At 47.1% G+C, this 20,209-nt stretch carries 20 protein-coding genes; 14 read left to right on the top strand and 6 right to left on the bottom strand.

The window, feature by feature from the left end; genetic code table 11:
* Positions 1-26: 26 nt before the first annotated feature.
* The 3 genes from thiS to thiH are packed head-to-tail and all read left to right on the top strand — an operon-like array spanning position 27 to position 2,201.
* The gene (thiS, locus tag RJ47_RS04645) at positions 27-281 is read left to right on the top strand and encodes a sulfur carrier protein ThiS (RefSeq protein WP_008080972.1); all 255 of its coding nucleotides are present in this window, start codon (positions 27-29) and stop codon (positions 279-281) included.
* A gap of 5 nt (positions 282-286) precedes the next feature.
* Positions 287-1,054 carry a thiazole synthase gene (locus tag RJ47_RS04640; RefSeq protein ID WP_005397059.1) on the top strand — a complete coding sequence of 256 codons (768 nt, stop codon included), beginning with the start codon at positions 287-289 and terminating at the stop codon, positions 1,052-1,054.
* A gap of 34 nt (positions 1,055-1,088) precedes the next feature.
* Positions 1,089-2,201 carry a 2-iminoacetate synthase ThiH gene (thiH, locus tag RJ47_RS04635; protein WP_039481906.1) on the top strand — a complete coding sequence of 371 codons (1,113 nt, stop codon included), beginning with the start codon at positions 1,089-1,091 and terminating at the stop codon, positions 2,199-2,201.
* 128 nt (positions 2,202-2,329) lie between these two features.
* Here thiH and RJ47_RS04630 read toward each other — a convergent pair whose 3' ends face one another.
* Both RJ47_RS04630 and RJ47_RS04625 read right to left on the bottom strand, forming a co-directional pair.
* Positions 2,330-4,120 (bottom strand): aminopeptidase P family protein, encoded by a 1,791-nt coding sequence (locus tag RJ47_RS04630; protein WP_039481902.1) that lies wholly within the window; start codon positions 4,118-4,120, stop codon positions 2,330-2,332.
* Positions 4,121-4,206: 86 nt separating this feature from the next.
* Entirely contained in the window at positions 4,207-5,148 is a 942-nt protein-coding gene (locus RJ47_RS04625; protein WP_039481900.1) for a LysR family transcriptional regulator, read from the bottom strand.
* Between the two features lie 106 nt (positions 5,149-5,254).
* On the opposite strand from RJ47_RS04625, the gene RJ47_RS04620 reads away from it, so the two are divergent.
* Both RJ47_RS04620 and RJ47_RS04615 read left to right on the top strand, forming a co-directional pair.
* The gene (locus RJ47_RS04620) at positions 5,255-6,451 is read left to right on the top strand and encodes a multidrug effflux MFS transporter (protein ID WP_039481897.1); all 1,197 of its coding nucleotides are present in this window, start codon (positions 5,255-5,257) and stop codon (positions 6,449-6,451) included.
* An 82-nt stretch (positions 6,452-6,533) separates the two neighbouring features.
* Complete coding sequence (locus tag RJ47_RS04615) at positions 6,534-6,818, top strand: hypothetical protein (protein WP_005474424.1); 285 nt, start codon at positions 6,534-6,536, stop codon at positions 6,816-6,818.
* Between the two features lie 31 nt (positions 6,819-6,849).
* Here RJ47_RS04615 and asnC read toward each other — a convergent pair whose 3' ends face one another.
* Complete coding sequence (gene asnC / locus RJ47_RS04610; protein ID WP_038139831.1) at positions 6,850-7,314, bottom strand: transcriptional regulator AsnC; 465 nt, start codon at positions 7,312-7,314, stop codon at positions 6,850-6,852.
* Between the two features lie 92 nt (positions 7,315-7,406).
* Between asnC and RJ47_RS04605 the strand changes: the two genes are divergently transcribed.
* From RJ47_RS04605 to RJ47_RS04595, 3 genes are all read left to right on the top strand, one after another.
* On the top strand, positions 7,407-10,550 hold the full coding sequence (locus tag RJ47_RS04605) for an EAL domain-containing protein (RefSeq protein WP_039481895.1): 3,144 nt from the start codon (positions 7,407-7,409) through the stop codon (positions 10,548-10,550).
* A gap of 50 nt (positions 10,551-10,600) precedes the next feature.
* On the top strand, positions 10,601-11,380 hold the full coding sequence (locus RJ47_RS04600) for a class I SAM-dependent methyltransferase (protein WP_039481892.1): 780 nt from the start codon (positions 10,601-10,603) through the stop codon (positions 11,378-11,380).
* Positions 11,381-11,480: 100 nt separating this feature from the next.
* Complete coding sequence (locus tag RJ47_RS04595; RefSeq protein ID WP_039481890.1) at positions 11,481-12,035, top strand: hypothetical protein; 555 nt, start codon at positions 11,481-11,483, stop codon at positions 12,033-12,035.
* 37 nt (positions 12,036-12,072) lie between these two features.
* Here the strand turns inward: RJ47_RS04595 and RJ47_RS04590 are convergent, their stop codons facing one another.
* Both RJ47_RS04590 and uspA read right to left on the bottom strand, forming a co-directional pair.
* The gene (locus RJ47_RS04590; RefSeq protein ID WP_005474381.1) at positions 12,073-12,951 is read right to left on the bottom strand and encodes a carboxylate/amino acid/amine transporter; all 879 of its coding nucleotides are present in this window, start codon (positions 12,949-12,951) and stop codon (positions 12,073-12,075) included.
* A 56-nt stretch (positions 12,952-13,007) separates the two neighbouring features.
* Positions 13,008-13,433 (bottom strand): universal stress protein UspA, encoded by a 426-nt coding sequence (uspA, locus tag RJ47_RS04585; RefSeq protein WP_005474439.1) that lies wholly within the window; start codon positions 13,431-13,433, stop codon positions 13,008-13,010.
* Between the two features lie 154 nt (positions 13,434-13,587).
* Between uspA and ftnA the strand changes: the two genes are divergently transcribed.
* From ftnA to RJ47_RS04565, 4 genes are all read left to right on the top strand, one after another.
* A complete protein-coding gene (gene ftnA, locus RJ47_RS04580; protein ID WP_005474447.1) occupies positions 13,588-14,115 on the top strand; it encodes a non-heme ferritin in 528 nt (175 codons plus the stop codon).
* 71 nt (positions 14,116-14,186) lie between these two features.
* Positions 14,187-14,510, top strand: a complete 324-nt coding sequence (uspB, locus tag RJ47_RS04575; protein ID WP_005474468.1) for a universal stress protein UspB — start codon at positions 14,187-14,189, stop codon at positions 14,508-14,510.
* A 111-nt stretch (positions 14,511-14,621) separates the two neighbouring features.
* Positions 14,622-15,815 (top strand): NAD(P)/FAD-dependent oxidoreductase, encoded by a 1,194-nt coding sequence (locus RJ47_RS04570; protein WP_039481887.1) that lies wholly within the window; start codon positions 14,622-14,624, stop codon positions 15,813-15,815.
* Positions 15,816-15,900: 85 nt separating this feature from the next.
* A complete protein-coding gene (locus tag RJ47_RS04565; RefSeq protein WP_038192474.1) occupies positions 15,901-16,725 on the top strand; it encodes an HDOD domain-containing protein in 825 nt (274 codons plus the stop codon).
* Here the strand turns inward: RJ47_RS04565 and RJ47_RS04560 are convergent.
* Entirely contained in the window at positions 16,722-17,645 is a 924-nt protein-coding gene (locus RJ47_RS04560) for a DMT family transporter (protein WP_039481883.1), read from the bottom strand. The two genes, RJ47_RS04565 and RJ47_RS04560, sit on opposite strands and share 4 nt — an antisense overlap.
* Positions 17,646-17,810: 165 nt before the next feature.
* Between RJ47_RS04560 and rmuC the strand changes: the two genes are divergently transcribed.
* On the top strand, positions 17,811-19,361 hold the full coding sequence (gene rmuC, locus RJ47_RS04555) for a DNA recombination protein RmuC (RefSeq protein WP_039481881.1): 1,551 nt from the start codon (positions 17,811-17,813) through the stop codon (positions 19,359-19,361).
* Between the two features lie 57 nt (positions 19,362-19,418).
* Entirely contained in the window at positions 19,419-20,201 is a 783-nt protein-coding gene (gene ubiE / locus RJ47_RS04550) for a bifunctional demethylmenaquinone methyltransferase/2-methoxy-6-polyprenyl-1,4-benzoquinol methylase UbiE (RefSeq protein ID WP_038139823.1), read from the top strand.
* Positions 20,202-20,209: the final 8 nt, after the last annotated feature.

Here is a 20,209-nt window from a genome sequence, read left to right as displayed (position 1 = left end):
GGGCAGAATTAAGAGAGTTGGAAGCAATGACGTTATCAGAACAACAAACAACACAAATGACCGCTGCTGACTTAGGTGTGATCACTATTGTCATCAATGACCAGTCGCATCAAGTTGCCAGTGAGTCGAATCTACAGCAAATCATTAGTCAATTTGCGCTGCCTGAAATGGGCTGTGTTTTTGCAATTAATAACAATGTTGTGCCGCGCAGTGAGTGGGCTAGCACAGTTCTTTCACAGGGAGATAGCATCTCTTTGTTTCAAGCGATCGCAGGGGGCTAAAGTCGATGCTTAAAATTGGCGATAAACAATTCGAATCTAGACTGTTCACAGGAACAGGAAAGTTTGCCAACAGCCGATTAATGGCAGAAGCGATTCAAGTGTCGGGATCTCAACTTGCGACCATGGCGTTGAAGCGTGTCGATGTGAACGACCAACAAGACGATATTTTGCTGCCGTTAGTACAAGCGGGGGTGAACTTATTGCCGAACACCTCGGGTGCAAAGAATGCTAAAGATGCTGTGTTTGCTGCACAGTTGGCGAGAGAAGCGTTAGGTACAAACTGGCTAAAATTGGAGATTCACCCAGACCCGAAGTACTTGATGCCCGATCCAATTGAGACACTTGCGGCTGCTGAGCAACTGGTTCGTGAGGGCTTCATTGTGCTTCCTTACTGTCATGCTGACCCGGTTCTATGTAAACGATTGGAAGAAGTAGGCTGTGCTGCGGTCATGCCATTAGGTGCGCCGATCGGTTCTAATAAAGGGATAGTTTCTCACGATTTCCTAGAGATCATCATCGACCAAGCTAATGTTCCAGTGGTTGTCGATGCGGGTATTGGTGCTCCTTCACATGCCGCACGTGCGATGGAAATGGGTGCGGATGCCGTGCTCGTCAATACTGCGATTGCAGCTTCGAGCGATCCCGTTGCGATGGCGAAGGCATTTAAGTTGGCGGTAGAGTCGGGGCGTATGGCTTATGAAGCCGGACTTGCTGGTAAGGTTTCTCATGCGGTTGCGTCGAGTCCACTGACGTCATTCCTAGATGAGCTTTAGTCCTAGATTGGTTTAGCTAATAAGCGAGGAAAACATGAGCTTCGTTGAACAATTTAAGCAGCTGAATTGGGATGACATCTCGATGTCGATCTACGCGAAAACCGCACAAGATGTCGAGCGAGCATTGAATAAACCCAAGCGAGATTTGGAAGACTTTAAAGCGCTAATTTCACCAGCGGCTGAAGCGTACTTAGAGCAAATGGCGCAGCTGTCATACTCGGCAACTCGCAAGCGTTTTGGTAATACCATGTCGCTATACATTCCACTGTACCTTTCTAACTTGTGCGCCAATGCTTGTACTTATTGTGGCTTCTCAATGGAGAACAGAATCAAGCGTCGTACCTTGAATAGAGACGAAGTGGCTGCAGAAGTAGAAGCCATTAAACGCATGAAGTTCGACAGCGTATTGCTGGTGACTGGCGAACACGAAACCAAAGTGGGTATGAAGTACTTTCGCGAAATGGTGCCGATGATTAAGAAGCACTTTAACTATTTGGCGATGGAAGTGCAGCCGCTAGATCAAGACCAATACGCTGAGCTCAAGACATTGGGTTTGGATGCGGTGATGGTCTATCAAGAAACGTATCATCCTTCGACTTACGCCGAGCACCATTTGCGTGGTAATAAGATGGATTTCGAATACCGATTGGATACACCCGATCGTCTTGCAAAGGCAGGCATCGATAAGATCGGTATTGGCGCATTGATAGGGTTGGAAGAGTGGCGAACAGATTGTTTTTATGTGGCAGCGCACTTGGACTATCTTGAGCGCACGTATTGGCAGACTCGTTATTCAATTTCTTTCCCACGTTTACGTCCTTGTGAGGGCGCGCTCCAACCAAAATCAGTCATGACGGATAAGCAGCTTGTTCAGTTGATTTGTGCTTATCGCTTGTTGAATCCAGAGGTGGAGTTGTCATTATCGACTCGCGAATCACCGAAGTTCAGAGACAATGCATTACCGTTAGGCATCACCAGTATGTCTGCTGCATCGAAAACTCAGCCGGGTGGGTATGCGATGGATGATGTTGAACTCGAGCAGTTTGAGATCAGTGATGAGCGAAGTGCGGGTTCTGTGGAAGATATGATTCGAGCCAAAGGCTTTGACCCAGTATGGCGAGATTGGCACTCGGCGTATTCTGGTTAAGCAATAAATAATGCCACTGGTCATCGTTGTGTTTCACGTGAAACATAGGCAAAGAAAGAGGGTTGATGCAAAACATCAACCCTCTACTTTTTTCTAGCTTCTAGCTTCTAGCTTCTAGCTTCTAGCTTCTAGCTGTGTGCTACTGGTAGCGTTGCTTGACGAAGCCACTCTTTCACATCACCTTCAACAAGTGGGCTGATCTCATCCCATACTTTCTGATGGTAGTCATTCAGCCAAGCAAGCTCTGGGCGAGTTAGCATATCAACGTTGATATTGCGCTTGTCGATTGGACAGCGTGTTAGCGACTCAAATGACAGAACAGGGAAGTCACCGTTAGTTGGCGTTTCAACAACAAGCTCTAGGTTTTCAATACGGATACCAAACGCATCTGCACGGTAGTAACCTGGCTCGTTGGAAAGCACCATACCTTCTGTGAGAGGCACGTCGATTTGCTTCTTCGAAATGCTCGCTGGACCTTCATGAACACTTAGGAAGTGACCAACACCGTGACCAGTACCGTGATCGTAATCGTAGCCTTCCGCCCACAGGTGCTGACGAGCTAGCGTATCGATTTGGTAACCACGTGTGCCTTTCGGGAAGCGTGCACGAGCAACACCGATGTGACCTTTAAGCGCGAGAGTGAATTGTTTCATCATCTCTTGTGAAGGCTGACCGATCGCAATAGTACGCGTGATGTCTGTCGTGCCATCTAGGTACTGACCGCCTGAATCCACTAGGTAAAGTGTGTTCAGCTCTAGCTTGCCAGGTTCAGGTTGGTTCTCGTGGTTGTAGTGACACATCGCCGCGTTGCCACCGGCTGCTGAAATGGTATCGAAGCTAAGATCCATCAGTGTCGGGTCTTCGCTACGGAACGCTTCCAGTTTGTCTGCCAGTGCTGCTTCATCATGCAAGTTACCCGCTACGACTTCTGCATCTAACCAAGATAGGAACTTGCTCATCGCCACGCCATCTCGGATATGACACGCTTTCATGCCTGCGATTTCAACTGCGTTCTTCGTTGCTTTTGGCATTAGGCACGGATCAGCTTTACTCACCACTGACGCGCCTGCATTTTGTAGAACCAACTTAAACCATGCGTTACTTGTCGCAGGATCAACCAATACATTTTTGCCAGTCAGGGTTTCTAGCCGTGCTTGTAATGCTTCAGGGTGATGAATTGTTACGCCAGAACCAACGTGAGCGTCAAACTCAGCAGGTAGGCGATCTGGATCTAGGAAGTACTCCACGCTTGAATCTGAGTGCAGAATCGCATGAGAAAGCAGAACTGGTAGACGTGATACATCAAGGCCACGAACGTTAAGCAGCCAACAGATAGAATCAAGTGCTGTGATCACTGCGCTATCTGCGCCGGCTTTTTTCACGAGCTCTGCGACTTCTTGGCGTTTGCTTTCACTTGATTGGCCAACTGCTTCTGTTGCCATTAGGCGAACATCAGAAACTACAGGAGCAGGGCGGTCGTGCCACAGCTCATCAATTGGGTTGCTGTCGAGAATCTTAAGCTCAAGTGCACCTGCAAGTTTTGCTTGTGCCATGTCTAGCCAAGCAGAGTTGTGCATGCGAGGGTCGATTGCCACAGACGCGCCATTTGCAAGATGGTCTTTAATCCAATCTAGTGCAGGCTCTTCAATCAGGTGACGGTATTCGAAGAGATCAGCAGGAACCTGCTTGGTTACTTGTACCGTGTAGCGACCATCAACAAAGATAGCGGCTTTGTCTTTGGTGATTACCGCAGCACCAGCAGAACCAGTAAAACCAGTTAGCCAATGTAAACGCTCGTTGTGCGCTGGTACGTATTCGCCCAAATACTCGTCTTCATGTGGGACAAGTAGGGCATCAATATTATGTTGTGCTAGCCATTGGCGGATAGCTGACACACGCTGTTCAGTAGTGCTGAGCATGGGTTATTCCTTCATATTTCTTAGGCGTCCATTTCACATCTCGGGACGATGGCAATAAGCTACTCCTTTTACCAAAAGGCTGCAAATTATCTAAGAGATTCGGTCTTTTCTTTGATGATCTGTCGCAACCACGTCAATGCAAGGTCGTTTTCTCTATCTCTGTGCCAAAAAAGCGTATAGGCCATGGGTGGAAACTCCATGGGTAATGGGCGCACGGTTAGGTTGAGTTGCTCGGAGGCGAGTTTAATGAAATGGCTGGGCGCGGTGAATATGAAGTCGGTGTAAGAACAAAGGCTTGCAGCACTGTTGAAATCAGGCACCATAATCGCGATATCACGCTCTTTACCTATGTCTGCCAACCTATAGTCGAGTAACCAACGCTCATTGCCATCACATCGCACTTGGACATGTCGATGTGCGAGATAGCTATCCAGATTCCATGGTTGCTGCAACACTGGGTGATCGTTGCGCATCAAACACATTTGGTTATCGCGGTAGATTTCAGCTTCGCAAATATCATTAGGTGGGTACATGGTTAGCTTGGCGTCATTGATGTCGATGTCTTTGCCTGTAATGCCAAGATCGAGTTCACCTCGCTGGAGCATTTTGAATGTGGTATCGGACCACGCGTGAGTGCTGATAGTAACGCCAGGTGCTTGGCTAAAGATTGCAGGTAAGAAGTGAGGAAGTATCAATGGGTAGACACTTTCCACCGCGGCAATTTGGAAACGATAAGAACTTGTCTCGGGGGCGAACTCTTCCGGTTGAGTGATTTGTTCAAGTTGGTGAATGAGTGATTCCAGCTTCGGTTTTAAGAAAAGTGCTTTTGGTGTTGGTGTTAGCCCATGAGCATTGCGCACAAACAAGGGATCATCGAACTGGATTCGTAGTTTAGCTAGGCTTTTACTGACCGCTGATTGGCTGAGGCACAGCCTATGGGCTGCACGCGTGACATTAAGCTCCTCAATCAACACTTTTAGGCAGATTAGCAGATTAAGGTCGAGTCGAACCAGTTTCTCTAAACTCACAAGAAATTCTCCTTAGGAATATCACCAATGATTATTTGTCATTGGAATTCATATCTTATCGTAGCTTAGAATCCCACCAATTACATTAGTTCTTGTGGAGATTAAAGTGCATTCAAGTAACCAACTGCAGCACTCAAAAATACAGCTTACTCTCTTAACGCTGTTGGTGTTGTTTAGCCCACTGGCGATTGATATTTATCTTCCGGCTTTGCCACTAATATCGTCATCGTTTCACGTGGAACATGCACTTGCTCAAGACACAATCACTTGGTTTTTGTTTGCGATGGGTGTAGGACAACTGTTTGCTGGACCACTCGCGGACAAATATGGACGTCGAACTGTTGCATTGGTAGGCATTAGTATTTACGCAATGAGTGCTTTATTGGCGTGGAGCGCTCAAAACATTGAGTGGATGCTAACGGCCCGATTGCTACAAGGCTTAGGTGCGTGTGCGACATCGGTAGCAGCCTTTGCAACAGTTCGCGATATGTTTGGACCGGAAAAAAGCGGCAAGATGATCAGTTATCTCAATGGCGCAATCTGTTTTATTCCGGCACTGGCGCCAATATTGGGCAGTTGGTTAACACAACAGTTTGGCTGGCGCTCAAACTTTAGCTTTATGGCTGGCTTTGCTTTGATAGCTTTGGTTGCCATGATCATTAAGCTCAAAGAGACCAACCCAGCACCAAGCTCAGAAGCGGTGTTTAAACCGAGTCGCTACTGGGCGGTGTTGAAAACACCTTCATTTGTGTTCCATGCGTCACTGTGCATGTTCGCGATGGCCGTTATTCTTGCCTATGTAACGTCGGCGCCGGTAGTGCTGATGGAAGGGCTTGGATTAAGCATGAATGAGTTCACCCTATGGTTTGGGATTAATGCGGCTATTAATATTGTTGCGTGTATGACGGCACCAAAATTTATGGAGAAGTTTGGTACTCATAAAACGTTGGTGGTCGGTATCGTTACCCTTACCATCGCAGGCATCGTTATGTTGGTTCTAGCTGAGCAAGCAACCGCGTTTGCGTTTATGTTGCCTATCTTTATGTCATCAATCGGCTTTGCTTGGATTCTTGGCGCAGCGGCTGGCAAAGCGCTTGCACCATTTGGTGATAAAGCGGGCACGGCTGCCGCACTGCTTGGTTTATTCCAGATGAGCGGATCTGGTTTGGTGGTGGGCAGCGTTCAAAGGTTGGGCTTGGAACCACAACTTATGATAGCCATTCAGATGCTTATCTTGCTGCCGGGCTTACTCATCTTGATGAGCAAGAGTGGCAAACACTGGCACGTGGCTGCTACGCAATAAGTTGTGATTTGCTTTGATGCGTTACCAAAACGTTGTATATTTGAGCTCCTTTGCTAACTAATACTGTGGACTTAAAACGACGATGTCGATGACAACCTACGAAATGGCTCGTGTTTTGGAGCAACTAGAAGATTCTCCAGAAAAAATCATGTTTGGTAAATTACTCAACGAGCTAGGTAATCAGAGTGGAGAGCGCATTCGAAGTGCGGCGAAACAAGTTCCACTGCATATGCTTCGTGATATTGTTTATCAGTTCCAGCAAGTAATCGAGTCGCGCAAAGATGAGCAAGTGGAACTGCTTGCTAAATCGATAGCAGAGCAAGGTATTTCAGCGGAAGAGCTTAAGCAGTATTTAGAATCCCGTTAAAAAAATGGCCCCTAAACGTAGGGGCCATTTTTTATGGATTCACATTTCGGTTGATGGGGTTTTGCAGTGAAATCAGCGTCTCTGTCGATTGCACTTCATCAATGGCTTGGAGTTTGTCGATGAGCACGTATTGCAGCTCCTCAATAGAACGACACATCAACTTTACAAAGATATTGTAAGCCCCCGTGGTGTAGTAGGCTTCCACGACTTCTTCCAATGCATTGAGTTTTTCGAGTGCCGAGTGGTAGTCTCGCGCGGCATTTAAGTTAATGCCGATAAAGCAGCATACGTCATAGCCAAGCTTTTTGGTGTCGACAATGACTTCTGTACCTTGAATGATGTCAGCTGACTTCATTTTCTCTATTCGTACATGAACAGTGGCGGGGCTAACATTAAACTGCTTGGCCATTTCGGCATAAGGCGTTCGCGCGTCTTCCATGAGCGTCTTTAAAATCGCACGATCGAGGTCGTCGAGTTTTACATTGTGTGCGTGCACATTTCTCTCCCAATAAGGTCGGGCTCTTAGTTCAAAATATCAACAAGAGTGATACTATTAAAAGAGTTATTTCCCATCTGAGAGCTATTTTAGTGCGCTTTAGTCTGATTCTTCTAGCGGTATTTCTATCTTCTTCGATTTATGCGAAAGACACTGACGTACTGGTCGTTCACTCATACCATCAAGGATTTTTCTGGACCGACAGTTTTCAAGAAGGTCTAGAGAACGCTCTAAAAGATTCAGGGATTTCCACCCGAGTCGTCTACCTCGATACCAAACGTAATCAAAGCCAAGAGTACCTCGACTTGCTGCTTGATCTGTATATCACCAAATTTGGCCAAGAACAGTTTCAAGCGGTTGTGGTAAGCGATAACAATGCGCTCAACCTTATGAATCGTTTGGGTGAACAGCTGGGTAGTACGCCAGTAGTCTTTGGCGGTATCAACAACTATGACCCTAGTCTGCATAGTAATTTAACCGCAACGGGGCTGATTGAAGACATTGACCTCTACAGCAACATTTCGCTTATTGAGCGTCTGCAACCTAATGTCGAGTCGATTTATGTGATCAGCGATCATTCCGTAACAGGAGAGGCGGTGAGACAACAAGTGGGAAAGTTCATTGATACTTACCCTAATTACCGCAACAAAATTACTCAGCTGGTCCCAGAAAGTTACGATCAATTACTCGATACGCTTAGCGAGCTAAACGCAAAGAGTGCCGCACTGTTTTGGGTCTACTACCGTGACAAAAATGGCCACGTGATTTCCGACAAGCAACTTTGGAAAGAACTGAATCTACGTTCAGCTGCACCCGTTTATATGGTTCATGATCTCGGGCTAGGTTATGGTGCGGTCGGCGGTGTCATACAAAGTGGTTTGGTCCATGGGTTGCAAACAGGGGAAATGCTCAGAGAAATTATTGAGCGCGGAGAATTGCCTAAGGTTCGAGTTGGTACGCCAGAGATCAAGTTAGATTACGTTGCTGTAAAGAAATGGGGACTTGGGGCAGAAGATGTGGCGGCGTCGATGTTTTTTAATAAACCTCAATCGTTTGCCGATCGCTACCAAAGTGAACTTAATCTAGCAGCCAGTCTGGTTTCTGTTTTACTTATCATCATTTTGGTGTTGGTGTACTACCTGAGCCGATTAAAGCGCAGTGAACAGTTGGCGACGGAAAGCCAAATGCTGACTGAAATGGTGTTTGACCAAAGCTACCACTTTATTGGTGTGCTCGATTCAAAGGGAGGCGTGACGTCGAGCAATCGTAAGTTGCAAGAGTTGCTCTACAGTCAGGATTTCAGCCAAAACTTGCCCATTTGGCAACATCGTTACTGGCAAGAAGACGCCGTCGCCCAGTTCAAACGTTTCTTAGATGATCAGCAAGCCGAGACGGTAACCCAATTTGAGGCAGAAATCTGGCATGAAGAGTTGGGCGCGTTAGTTCTTGAAGTCTCTCTCAAACCGATCCCGTCAGGCGTAGAGTCCGCGCGCTACTTACTTGAAGCCAAAGACATCACTACTCGGAAAATTACCGAAGAGCGATTGTACCAACGTGAGGCTAACTTGAGTCACTATTACGACCAACAGCCGGTGATGATGGTGACGCTCGATGACCAAAACCGTATCCAACAAGTGAACCAATTTGCTGAACAGTTGCTTGGTTACACGCCAGACCAAATTTTAGGTCATCGCTTGAGAGAGTTTTATCTGCATGAGGATGCGCTTATTCCGCGTCAGGTACTGCTGCAACCTAAACAAGTTATGAAAGGGGTCTGGCGACGTGAGATTGAGTATCGCCATGCTGACGGACAAGTGTTGTGGATTCGCGAAAATATCCGCCCTTTGGTCGAGTCGGGGCATTTACTCATTGTCGGAGAGGACATCACCGAGACGCGCAAACTGTCCGATCAATTGGCGTATCAAGCCAGGCATGACCTTTTAACCGGCACGTTTAGTCGCAACTTTTTCGAAAAAGAGCTCACCAAAGCACTTCAGGAAGTGGAAAGCTATACGCGCACTCACGCAATGCTGTATCTCGATCTTGACCAGCTTAAGGTATTAAATGACACCGCAGGTCATGAAGCAGGGGACGAAGCGATCAAATTCTGTGCGCGAACGCTGGAAGAAGTCTTGCCTTACAACACGGTCTTAGCGCGGATGGGAGGCGATGAGTTCGCCATTCTTCTCAAAGATTGTACCGAGTTAGACGCGAAGAAACTGGCGAAAATGATCATCGATAATCTGGGTGAGCACCCTTTCGTCTGGCAAGACATCCGATTAAGCCTCAACTGTTCCATCGGTATTCGATTGATTGACCATACTGCCTCTTCACCGCAAATGGTCCATGCACAAGCGGATACCGCGTGTCATGTCGCGAAGGAGGAAGGGCGTAATCGTTACAGCTTATACTGCCTTGATGATCAAGAGCTGCGTCGCCGTGAGCAAGAAATGGAGAGCGTGAACTTAGTACATGATGCTCTTGCTAACCAACGCATTGAACTGTTCGCCCAGCGCATTATTGCCTTAGACAACGATGATAAAGGCATGCACTTTGAAATCTTGGTTAGGATTCGTGATGTGAATGGTGGTTACATCTCACCGGGTATCTTTATGCCTGCATCTGAGCGCTACAACATTGCGCATTTGATCGACCGAGAAGTGGTAAGCCAAACCTTGGATTGGTTTAGCGCGAATCCTGCTGCACTGGAAAATCTCAGTCAGGTTGCGATCAACCTGTCTGGTCATTCCATGGGTAATCAAGAGTTCATCCAGTTTTTGCTCAACAAGCTACAAGAGAGCGCGGTGCCGTGTAACAAGGTCTGCTTAGAAATTACCGAAACGGCGGCCATGAGCAACATGAAGCAAGCCATCGAATTCTTTAGCCAGTTAAAGGCACTGGGGTGTTTGATCGCTTTGGATGACTTTGGCTCAGGACTCTCTTCGTTTGGCTACCTGAAAAAACTGCCTGTCGATATTGTGAAAATAGACGGCATCTTTGTTCGCGATATCGATGTCAATGAGATGGACCATTTGATGGTGCGTTCAATCAATGATTTGGCGAAACAAATGGGTAAGCGAACCGTGGCTGAATTTGTCGAGAACACGCGCATTATTGACCAATTGATGGAGCTTGGCGTGGATTACGCGCAAGGTTACATTATCGGAAAACCTAAACCCCTTCCGACGCTGGTGGAGGAGTTGATTGATGAGAATAGGGTTAGTGCCCAATCTTAAAATCCATTACACTTGCGCCAGTTTTATTGCCCCTCGAATCGGAGCCTAATGTGCAGTTACAACTTATTTGTCAATCTCCAGACCAGAATGAACAGCTTGAGCGCATCGCTCAGCGTTGGGGATTAGAGCACAACCCACAAAGCCAGTTTGCTTTAGTGCTTACCGCAGAGCGTCTTGAGCTGCGCAAAGTCGACGAGCCTAAGCTAGGCGCCATTTACGTTGACTTGATTGGCGGTGCGGTAGGTCATCGACGCAAGTTCGGGGGTGGTAAGGGGCAAGCTATTGCGAAGGCGGCGGGGCTCAACAAAGGGGCGACCCCTCATGTATTGGACGGCACGGCGGGGCTTGGGCGCGATGCCTTTGTATTGGCTTCGCTAGGGTGCAAAGTACAAATGGTTGAGCGTCACCCTGTGGTTGCTGCTTTGCTTGATGATGGGCTGACTCGTGCTCAGCAAGATCCAGAGATCGGTACCTGGGTGGGTGAGCGTATGTCTTTGATCCATGCCTCTAGCCACACTGCGTTGCAAGACCTTGTGAACGACGAGTCCTTTGTTAGACCCGATGTCGTCTACTTGGATCCAATGTACCCTCACCCTGAGAACAAAAAGAAAAGTGCGTTAGTGAAGAAAGAGATGCGAGTATTTCAATCTTTAGTCGGCGCGGACTTGGATGCGGATGGTCTATTGGCACCAGCACTTGAACTGGCAACGAAGCGAGTGGTGGTGAAGCGTCCTGACTACGCAAACTGGCTTGATGAACAGCGCCCAGCTATGGCGATTGAAACGAAAAAAAATCGTTTTGATGTTTATGTCAAAGCATCAATGACTTAGTGCCCAAAGCCGATTAAATCTTCATTTAGTGCTTGCTAATTAACCGTCATGTAGGTATATCTTACTAAGAATTATTCGTATTCTTAGCTGGAGTAGTAGCATGGCTAAACGTCTTTGTAAGATGAATCGTAAGCAGATCGCTGAAAACCTAGGGGACATTCATCGTTTGGTGATTGAACCTAAGTTTGTCTGCCGCTCGTGTGCGCGTTCGTCTTCTTCACAAGGCTCTTTGTGTAAGCCTGCCGCGATTCCTCCTCAAAAGTGCCAAGATAAGCCGATAGAGCAACAAAGAGCTTGCGGCTTACTTGCAGAAGCGTTGCCAACACAAGATCGCGCAGATGTCGTTGATGCCAAGAAAGCACAGGCCGTTAGACGTGTGATTGATAAAGTTAAGCAAAAAGCGGCAACAAAGGCGACTCACAAGCCGTCACTGACCACAGAGTCGGTGGTCGATATCTCAAGTAGTACATCAATTAAAGCGGCGAAGAAGGCGCTTAAAAAACACTATAAGCAGCAGAAGAAGCTCCTCAAGTTGGCGAAGAAGCAACGCAAATTGCTTAAGAAGCAGCACAAACTTGAAGCTCAAGTCGAGCGCCAAACACCTTTGATTATTCCAGAACTGGTTGCAGCACAGACCGACGCTGCGGTGCATTAACAATAAAAAACGCTCTCGATTAGGAGAGCGTTTTTGTTTATGCCGATTGATAGCTTTGTTCAACCTTTCTTTTGACCCAGGTTTCGTTGACCCACAACGATAACATGATGATCGCGCCGCCAATGGTGAGTCGAACTAGGTCGACATCTCGATTCCAGATCAGAATATTCACGATTAAGCCTGCAGGAACCAGTGCATTGTTCATGACTGCCAGTGCCCCTGCATTAACCATGGTGGCGCCTTTGTTCCACGCAAAGTACCCCAAGCCTGACGCGATCAAGCCCAAGTAGATCAAGATTCCCCACTGTGTTTGAGTGGTTGGTAGCTTATCTAGGTTGCCCATCAAGGCAAAGGCGATCGTTGCGACGCAGAGCGCACCAAGGTAGAAATAGCCAAACACCGTATGTTGTGGCAGGTCAACAGGGCTTTTCTCCATAATGTATTTGTAGCCCACTTGGCCAATGGCGAAGCACAGGTTCGCCCCTTGAACCACTAAGAAGCCCAGCACGAAGTTTTCATTGATTCCAGCAAACTTAATGAAAGCTGCGCCCGCCACGGCAATTATCGCAGTCACTAAATACCATGGTGAAAATCGTCCTTTTAAAAGATCGTAAATCAAGGTGACATAGATTGGCGTGAAGACGGTAAACAAAAGGACTTCTGGAACGGAAAGCAGTAAGAAAGATTGGTAGTAGAAGCAGTACATCAAGCCAAGCTGAAAACCACCAACGGTCATCAGTTTCGCAATGAGCCCACGGTCGATACCTTTAAAACGTAGGAAAGGTAAGAACACTAGGCTGGCGAGTGCGACACGGATAAAGACCGAGAACCAAGAGTCAACCTGACCGGCGAGGTAAACGCCGATCAAGCTAAACGAGAAAGCCCATAAAAGGGTGACGGCAGAGAGATAACCCATAACTAATACTCATTATCAATAAATGCTCTGCAGTCTAGCGGAAATTTTCCTCTCGATCAGTCTTTAAGTGGCACGACCAACATATCGACAGGAGAGCAATTGATTAATTGTCGGGTAGAGGAAAGCAACTTACTCCAAAAATCTTGGTGATGACCACATACCACCAGATCAATGTTGAACTCTTGAATGGTTTCACACAGTTCATTACCCAAATCACCACTGCCCACTAGCGTATGTTTGATGGGGTAATTGGCGTGATCGGCAAACTCTTGAAGTTGCGCTTGAGACGCTTGTACTGCTTGATGCTGGGTTTCAGCTAGGTTGATATCAATCAGCCCAGTGTAGAGCTCAGCATAGTTGACATCGATATGCACAAACGACACGGCAGCTTCAAGTGGTTTGGCAAGAGAAACGGCTTTTTCAATCAAAAGTTTGCTGTCTTCAGAGAGGTCGACGGCAACCAAAATATGTTGATAACTCATAGTGCTATCTCCTTTAGGTGTCTGTTTAAAGATTAGCACCCCCAACCAATAAGTTTTGTTGTAGTGATCTCAGATCCACATTCATACGTCAAAGTGTTAAAGTAACAAACATGTTATAGTCATTTACAGTTCATAGACTTAGTAGGAGAAGCAGATGCTTTCACAAGCAATGGTTGAACAATTGAATGAGCAAATTAATCTCGAATTTTTCTCATCCAATCTATACTTACAAATGAGTGCTTGGTGCGAAGACAAAGGTTTTGAAGGCGCGGCTGAATTTTTACGCGCACATGCCGTAGAAGAGATGGAGCACATGCAACGTCTATTTACGTATGTAAGTGAGACAGGCGCGATGCCAATCTTAGGTGCGATTGATGCACCTAAGCATGAGTTCTCAAGCCTTGGCGAAGTATTTCGTGAAACGTTCGAGCATGAGCAAATGATCACTCAGAAGATTAACAAGCTCGCTCACGTGGCATTTACGTCTCAAGACTACTCAACTTTCAACTTCTTACAGTGGTACGTTGCTGAGCAGCACGAGGAAGAGAAGTTATTTAAAGGGATTTTAGATAAGCTAGAACTCGTTGGTGAAGATGGTAAAGCGCTATTCTTTATCGACAAAGATCTAGCCGCTCTAGCTAAAGAAGGCTCATCTTCTATCATGGATGCCTCTGCTGAATAACTTTCAGCGAAAGACGTTGTAAAGGTCGTCTTTTTCTTCTGGGCATTCTGAGAAGATGTAGGGAGGAAAAGATGATCAATGCAGACACAATTCTATTCACGCTAATGTTGGTGACTCTCGTCAATTTAGCCAGATACCTCACTGCGCTCCGTTCTCTTATTTACATCATGCGTGAAGCCCATCCGCTGTTATATCAGCAAGTTGATGGCAACGGTTTCTTCACCACGCACGGTAATGTCACCAAGCAAGTGCGTCTCTATCACTACCTAAAAAGCAAAGAGTATCACCATCATCATGATGAGGTATTTACGGGTAAATGTGAGCGAGTCAGAGAGTTGTTTATTTTGTCGACGTCCCTGCTAGGTGTTACGTTACTTGCGGCGTTCATTCTCTAAGCGTTGATGATTTGGCAAGCAACACGAATACCGCTAGAATAGCGGACCTAAATTGCTAAGGATGTGCATCGTGCACATCCTTTTTTATTGGTCTTTGATTGAGTGGGTATCATGGCGGAAAAGTTTGATGTGGTCATTATTGGTGCGGGTGCGGCCGGTTTAATGTGCGCTGCAGAAGCAGGTAAACGAGGGCGCAGTGTGCTGCTGCTCGACCACGCCAAAAAGCCCGGTCGCAAAATCCTAATTGCGGGTGGCGGCCGTTGTAATTTCACCAACTACGATGTCACGGCTAAACACTACCTTTGTCAAAACCCACACTTCGTAAAATCCGCGTTGGCTCAATACACCAACTGGGACTTTATCTCGATGATCTACAAACATGGCATCGAGTTTGAAGAGCGCGATCATGGCCAGCTATTTTGCGTGGGCGATTACAACTCAAAAGACATCGTGAAGATGCTGCTTGCGGAGTGTCAGTTATCATCGGTAGAGCAGCGCTACCAGCAAGATATTCACCATATCGAACAGACAGAGTCAGGCTTTGAGCTGCACGCCAACACCAGCGTGATAGAGTGTCAGTCACTGGTTGTCGCTACGGGTGGCTTATCCATGCCCAAGCTAGGTGCGACCCCATTTGGCTATAAGATTGCCGAGCAGTTTGGATTGTCGATCGTCCCAACAACGGCCGGCTTGGTGCCGTTTACCTTGCACAAAGAAGACAAAGAAGATTTTGCTGAATTGTCCGGCATCGCGATTCCGGTCGAATTGACAGCAGAAAACAACACCGTCTTTAAAGAGGCTCTGTTGTTTACTCACCGTGGTTTATCAGGCCCTTCTGTTTTGCAGATATCTTCGTACTGGAAGCCGGGTGAGACGGTGACCATCAACCTCGTGCCTGATGTTGATATGGATGAGTTACTCAGTCAAAACTTGGAAAAACATCCGAATCAAAGTTTGAAGAACACGTTGGCTAAAGTCTTGCCGAAGCGATTGGTTGAGGTACTGATAGAACGCAAAGTACTAGAAGATAAGCCACTCAAGCAGTTTGGTGTGAATCAACTTAAAGCGATCAGCCAAACCTTACAGCAATGGCAGATTGTGCCGAATGGTACTGAAGGTTACCGCACCGCCGAGGTGACGTTAGGTGGTGTGAATACCGATCATATCTCTTCAAAGACCATGGAGTGTAAGCAAGTTAAAGGGCTGTACTTCATCGGTGAGGTGATGGACGTAACCGGTTGGCTGGGAGGTTATAACTTCCAGTGGTGCTGGAGTTCAGGTTTCGTAGCTGGCCAGTGGGTGTAAAGTCACACGAATAATTACTGAGAATTCACTCTTTAGTACTACACTTAGTTAGTGAGATAGCAGTGTGGTCAAAGGAGTGAATCCTATGAGTCAAGAAGCGTTAATTTCCCGTATTAACGAACTACCCAGAATTGAAAGCGTCCTGCAAGAGTTACTCGAAATGGTCAATCGAGAGACGATCGACTTTGGCGAGTTAGCGCGCAAAATGTCGATGGATCAGGTGTTGTTGGCTCGTGTGTTGAGGATGGCGAACTCCGCACAGTTTGGCGGCGTGAAAGGCATCGCCAACATCAATGACGCCATTGTTCGAATTGGGATTGGCGCCATTCGTAATCTCATCTCTTCCTCGATTCTCGCGACAACCTTCCCTAAGCTCGAAACCCTCAATATCAAAGATTATTGGGCTGGTACCTTTGAAGTGGCGACAATTGCCAGCACCATTGCCAAAGATATCAAACTGGACCCGAATGAAGCGTTTACCACAGGGATATTGCACAACATTGGCGAGCTGATGATTCATGCCTTGGAGCCAGAAAAAGCCGTCGATATTCAGCAAAGAGTGTGGAATGGGGAAAATGCCGCGCAGGTTCAACGTGAAGTATTAGGTACGGACGCGCAGCAACTGGGCGCCGTGCTTGCAGAAAGCTGGCAATTCCCCAACGAGCTGGTGGATGCCATCGCCAATGTTAACCACCCAGCGAAGGCGGTAGAGTCGAAACGTTTGGCATGTTTACTCTACTTAGCGCGAGACATTCACCAACGTTGGGACAACATGCTTGATGAGCAAGAGAAGCAGCACTACCTGACAACGAGCAAAGCTGCGATAGCACTGCATGTCTCTCCAACGCTTGCGGCGAGTATTGATGCCGTTCGCGGTCAGGGCAGTGAACTGGCGTATCAACTTTTCTAGCTATTGTGTGCGTTAGAGTGGTCGTTTTGAGCGCGATCTTTTTTGCCGATTTTGATCTGCTGGATCACCAAGCCTGTGATAATCAGCACCAGTCCAAATAGCGTTGCTGGGTGGATTTCCTCACCAATAATCGAAGCCAACAGCATTAACGAAATGAAGGGCGATGCAAAAATGAGGTTACTGATACGCGCCGTATTCTGCGTGGCCTTTAGAGCACTTAGCCAAAGGACGAACGTCACCCCCATTTCAAACAAGCCGACGTACGTAACCGCAAGCCAACCTTTGTTGGTGATGTGACTAAAACTTGCGCCTTCGTAGAGTGTTAAGCCAATAGCGAAAGGAATGGCTACCAAAAAGCCAAGCAACACACCAACAACCGGATCGGCTTTGTTCTTCGCGTTTAAGATCCAATAACCAGCCCAAAGCAGCGTAGATAGCAACGCGAGTCCAACACCTAATGGGCTGTCAAAATTAAGACCTAGCACATCCCCTTTGGTCGCGATAACGATCACGCCCAGATAGCTGAACGTACAAGCGACCCAATCCTGTTTGCGAATCTTTTGCCCTAAGAAAACCGCTGCCATTAAGGTTAAGGTGATCGCCCAGCTGTAGTTGATGGCTTGCGCTTGTGAGGCAGGCAGAAGATCGTAGGCTTTGAACAATATGATGTAGTAAGCCAGCGGGTTGATGACACCAAGTAGCAGGTAGTACCAAGGGTTAGATAGAAACGTGCGGGGTAATTGCTTTAGCTTACCGGTGGCCGCGCAGATAATCATCAGCGCCAGTGCCGAGACAATACTCGCCACGGTTAACATCTGAATCGGGGTGAATTCGGCTAACGTGAGCTTAAAAGCAGTCGCTACTGTTGACCAGAGTAGTACAGCAGATAAACCTAATCCTAAAGCGCGGCGCTCGTTCATGATGTTCCTTTCACAAACCAGCAGTGATATTGCGCTGGTTGTTGGTATGGCTGAGGGTATGAAGCGCCTAGTCTAGCTGTTCGATAACTGGCCGACAAACTGGACATTTATCCAGTGCTAAAATACCATTGAGTGAAGACGATAAACACGAGTTAAGCCTTTACTATGCAATGGATTCTAGAGAATCAAACTTTATTGATGTCATCCATCACCAGCGCCGTTGTCGGTGGTTTTGTTGTCGGTTGGTGGGTAAAACAAAAAATGCAGTTTCAGCAACAACTCACTGAGCAGCAACTAGAATCCAATCAACAACTTGCCAACAGCCAGATCCAACAGTTGCAGCGAGAGCTCGAACAATGCCAGCAAGAGTTGGACGAACTAGACAGCGAAAGAGACAAAGCCGCTTATGAGCTGAAACAAGCACACGGTAAGTTGATGGCGGTGATGGAAAAGCTGCGTTACTTTGACGCTGTGAAACAAGAACGTCAGCAATACGCTGACGACCTAAACATCGCAAGAGAGCAGAAGTCACAACTTGATGCTCAGCTTCGCGAGCAGCAAGCCCGCCATGAACAAGAAAACAAAGCCAATCAAGAGAAACTGCAATTACTCGAGCAAGCGGAAGTACGCCTGAAGCAACAGTTTGAACACCTTGCTAACCAACTGTTTGAAGAAAAAACCGCCAAAGTAGACCAACAAAATCGCCAAAGTTTAGAAGGCTTGCTCTCACCATTGAAAGAGCAGCTGGAAGGCTTTAAACGCCAAGTCAACGACAGCTTTACGGTCGAAGCCAAAGAGCGTCATACCCTGGTGCATGAGCTGAAAAACCTGCAACGTTTGAACGAACAAATGACCCGAGAGGCAGTAAACCTCACTCAGGCTCTGAAAGGGGACAACAAACAGCAAGGCAACTGGGGAGAGGTTGTGCTAGCGCGTGTGCTTGCCGAATCAGGCTTGCGAGAAGGGCATGAATATCAAACTCAGGTTAGCTTGCAAAATGAAGCGGGTAAACGTTATCAGCCGGATGTGATTGTTCACTTACCGCAAGATAAGCAGGTGGTTGTTGACTCTAAAATGGCGCTCGTGGCTTACGAGCGTTACTTTAATGCAGAAACCGATGCTCAGCGAGATAAAGCCCTAAGTGACCACTTACTTGCATTGAGAGCGCATATCAAGGGGTTATCGAACAAGGACTATCACCAGTTGAAAGGCATTCAGAGTCTCGACTACGTGCTGATGTTTATCCCTGTCGAGCCCGCTTTTCAAATCGCCATTCAAGCGGACCCAAGCTTGGTTAAAGAGGCAATGGAGCACAACATTATTTTGGTCAGCCCGACCACCTTGCTGGTGGCGCTTCGAACCATTGATAACTTGTGGCGCAATGAGCGACAAAATCAAAACGCGCAAGTGATTGCTGAGCGAGCCAGCAAACTGTACGACAAACTGCGATTATTTGTTGACGATATGGAGAGCTTGGGCGGCGCGCTTGATCGAGCCAACCAGAACTATCAAGGTGCGATGAACAAATTGGCTACCGGGCGCGGAAACGTCATTCGCCAAGCGGAAAGCTTCAAACAGTTAGGGGTGGAGGTCAAAAAACCGATCTCTAGCGCGTTCACTCAAATGGCTCAATATGAAGGGCTCACAGAAAATCGTGCATTGAATGAAAATGATTCTATCGTACAAAGACATCCGGATGAGGATAAAGTAAACTAATCGCCCGCAGTGCTCAGGTCGTAATTAATAATCAGCATTGCTCGAAGAGGAATCATCATGACGGATACAAGCGTGCAATCAAACCCAGCGTTAGAATCGAGTGAAACTACCCACTTTGGTTTCACCACCGTGGCAAAAGAACAAAAAGTTGAAAAAGTAGCAGAAGTTTTTCACTCTGTTGCAGCTAAATACGACATCATGAATGATTTGATGTCGGGTGGTATTCATCGTCTTTGGAAGCGCTTTACCATCGATTGTAGTGGTGTGCGACCAGGCCACCGCGTCCTTGACCTTGGTGGCGGTACCGGTGATTTGACGGCTAAGTTTTCACGTATTGTCGGTGAGAAAGGCCATGTTATTTTGGCGGATATCAACAACTCTATGCTCAATGTTGGCCGCGATAAACTGCGCGACATTGGTGTTGTTGGTAACGTGCACTATGTACAAGCGAATGCGGAAGAGCTGCCGTTTCCAGATGACTATTTTGATGCGATCACCATCAGCTTCTGTTTACGTAACGTAACCGACAAAGACCAAGCACTTCGTTCTATGTATCGCGTTCTTAAGCCTGGTGGTCGTCTATTGGTGCTTGAGTTTTCTAAACCCGTCTTAGAGCCGCTATCAAAAGTCTATGATGCGTACTCATTCCACTTGCTACCTAAAATGGGAGAGTTGGTGGCCAATGATTCAGAAAGTTACCGTTACCTTGCTGAGTCGATCCGTATGCACCCAGATCAAGAAACGCTTAAAGGCATGATGAATGACGCCGGTTTCGATAACACCAGCTACTATAACTTGACGGGTGGTATCGTTGCGCTTCATCGCGGCTACAAGTTCTAAGGTCACGC

It is taken from the genome of Vibrio sinaloensis (assembly GCF_000808535.1).
GTDB classification, from domain to species: Bacteria; Pseudomonadota; Gammaproteobacteria; order Enterobacterales; family Vibrionaceae; genus Vibrio; species Vibrio sinaloensis_D.
The sequence above is the reverse complement of the archived record's forward strand: the minus strand, read 5'-3'. Positions and strand labels throughout refer to the sequence as shown.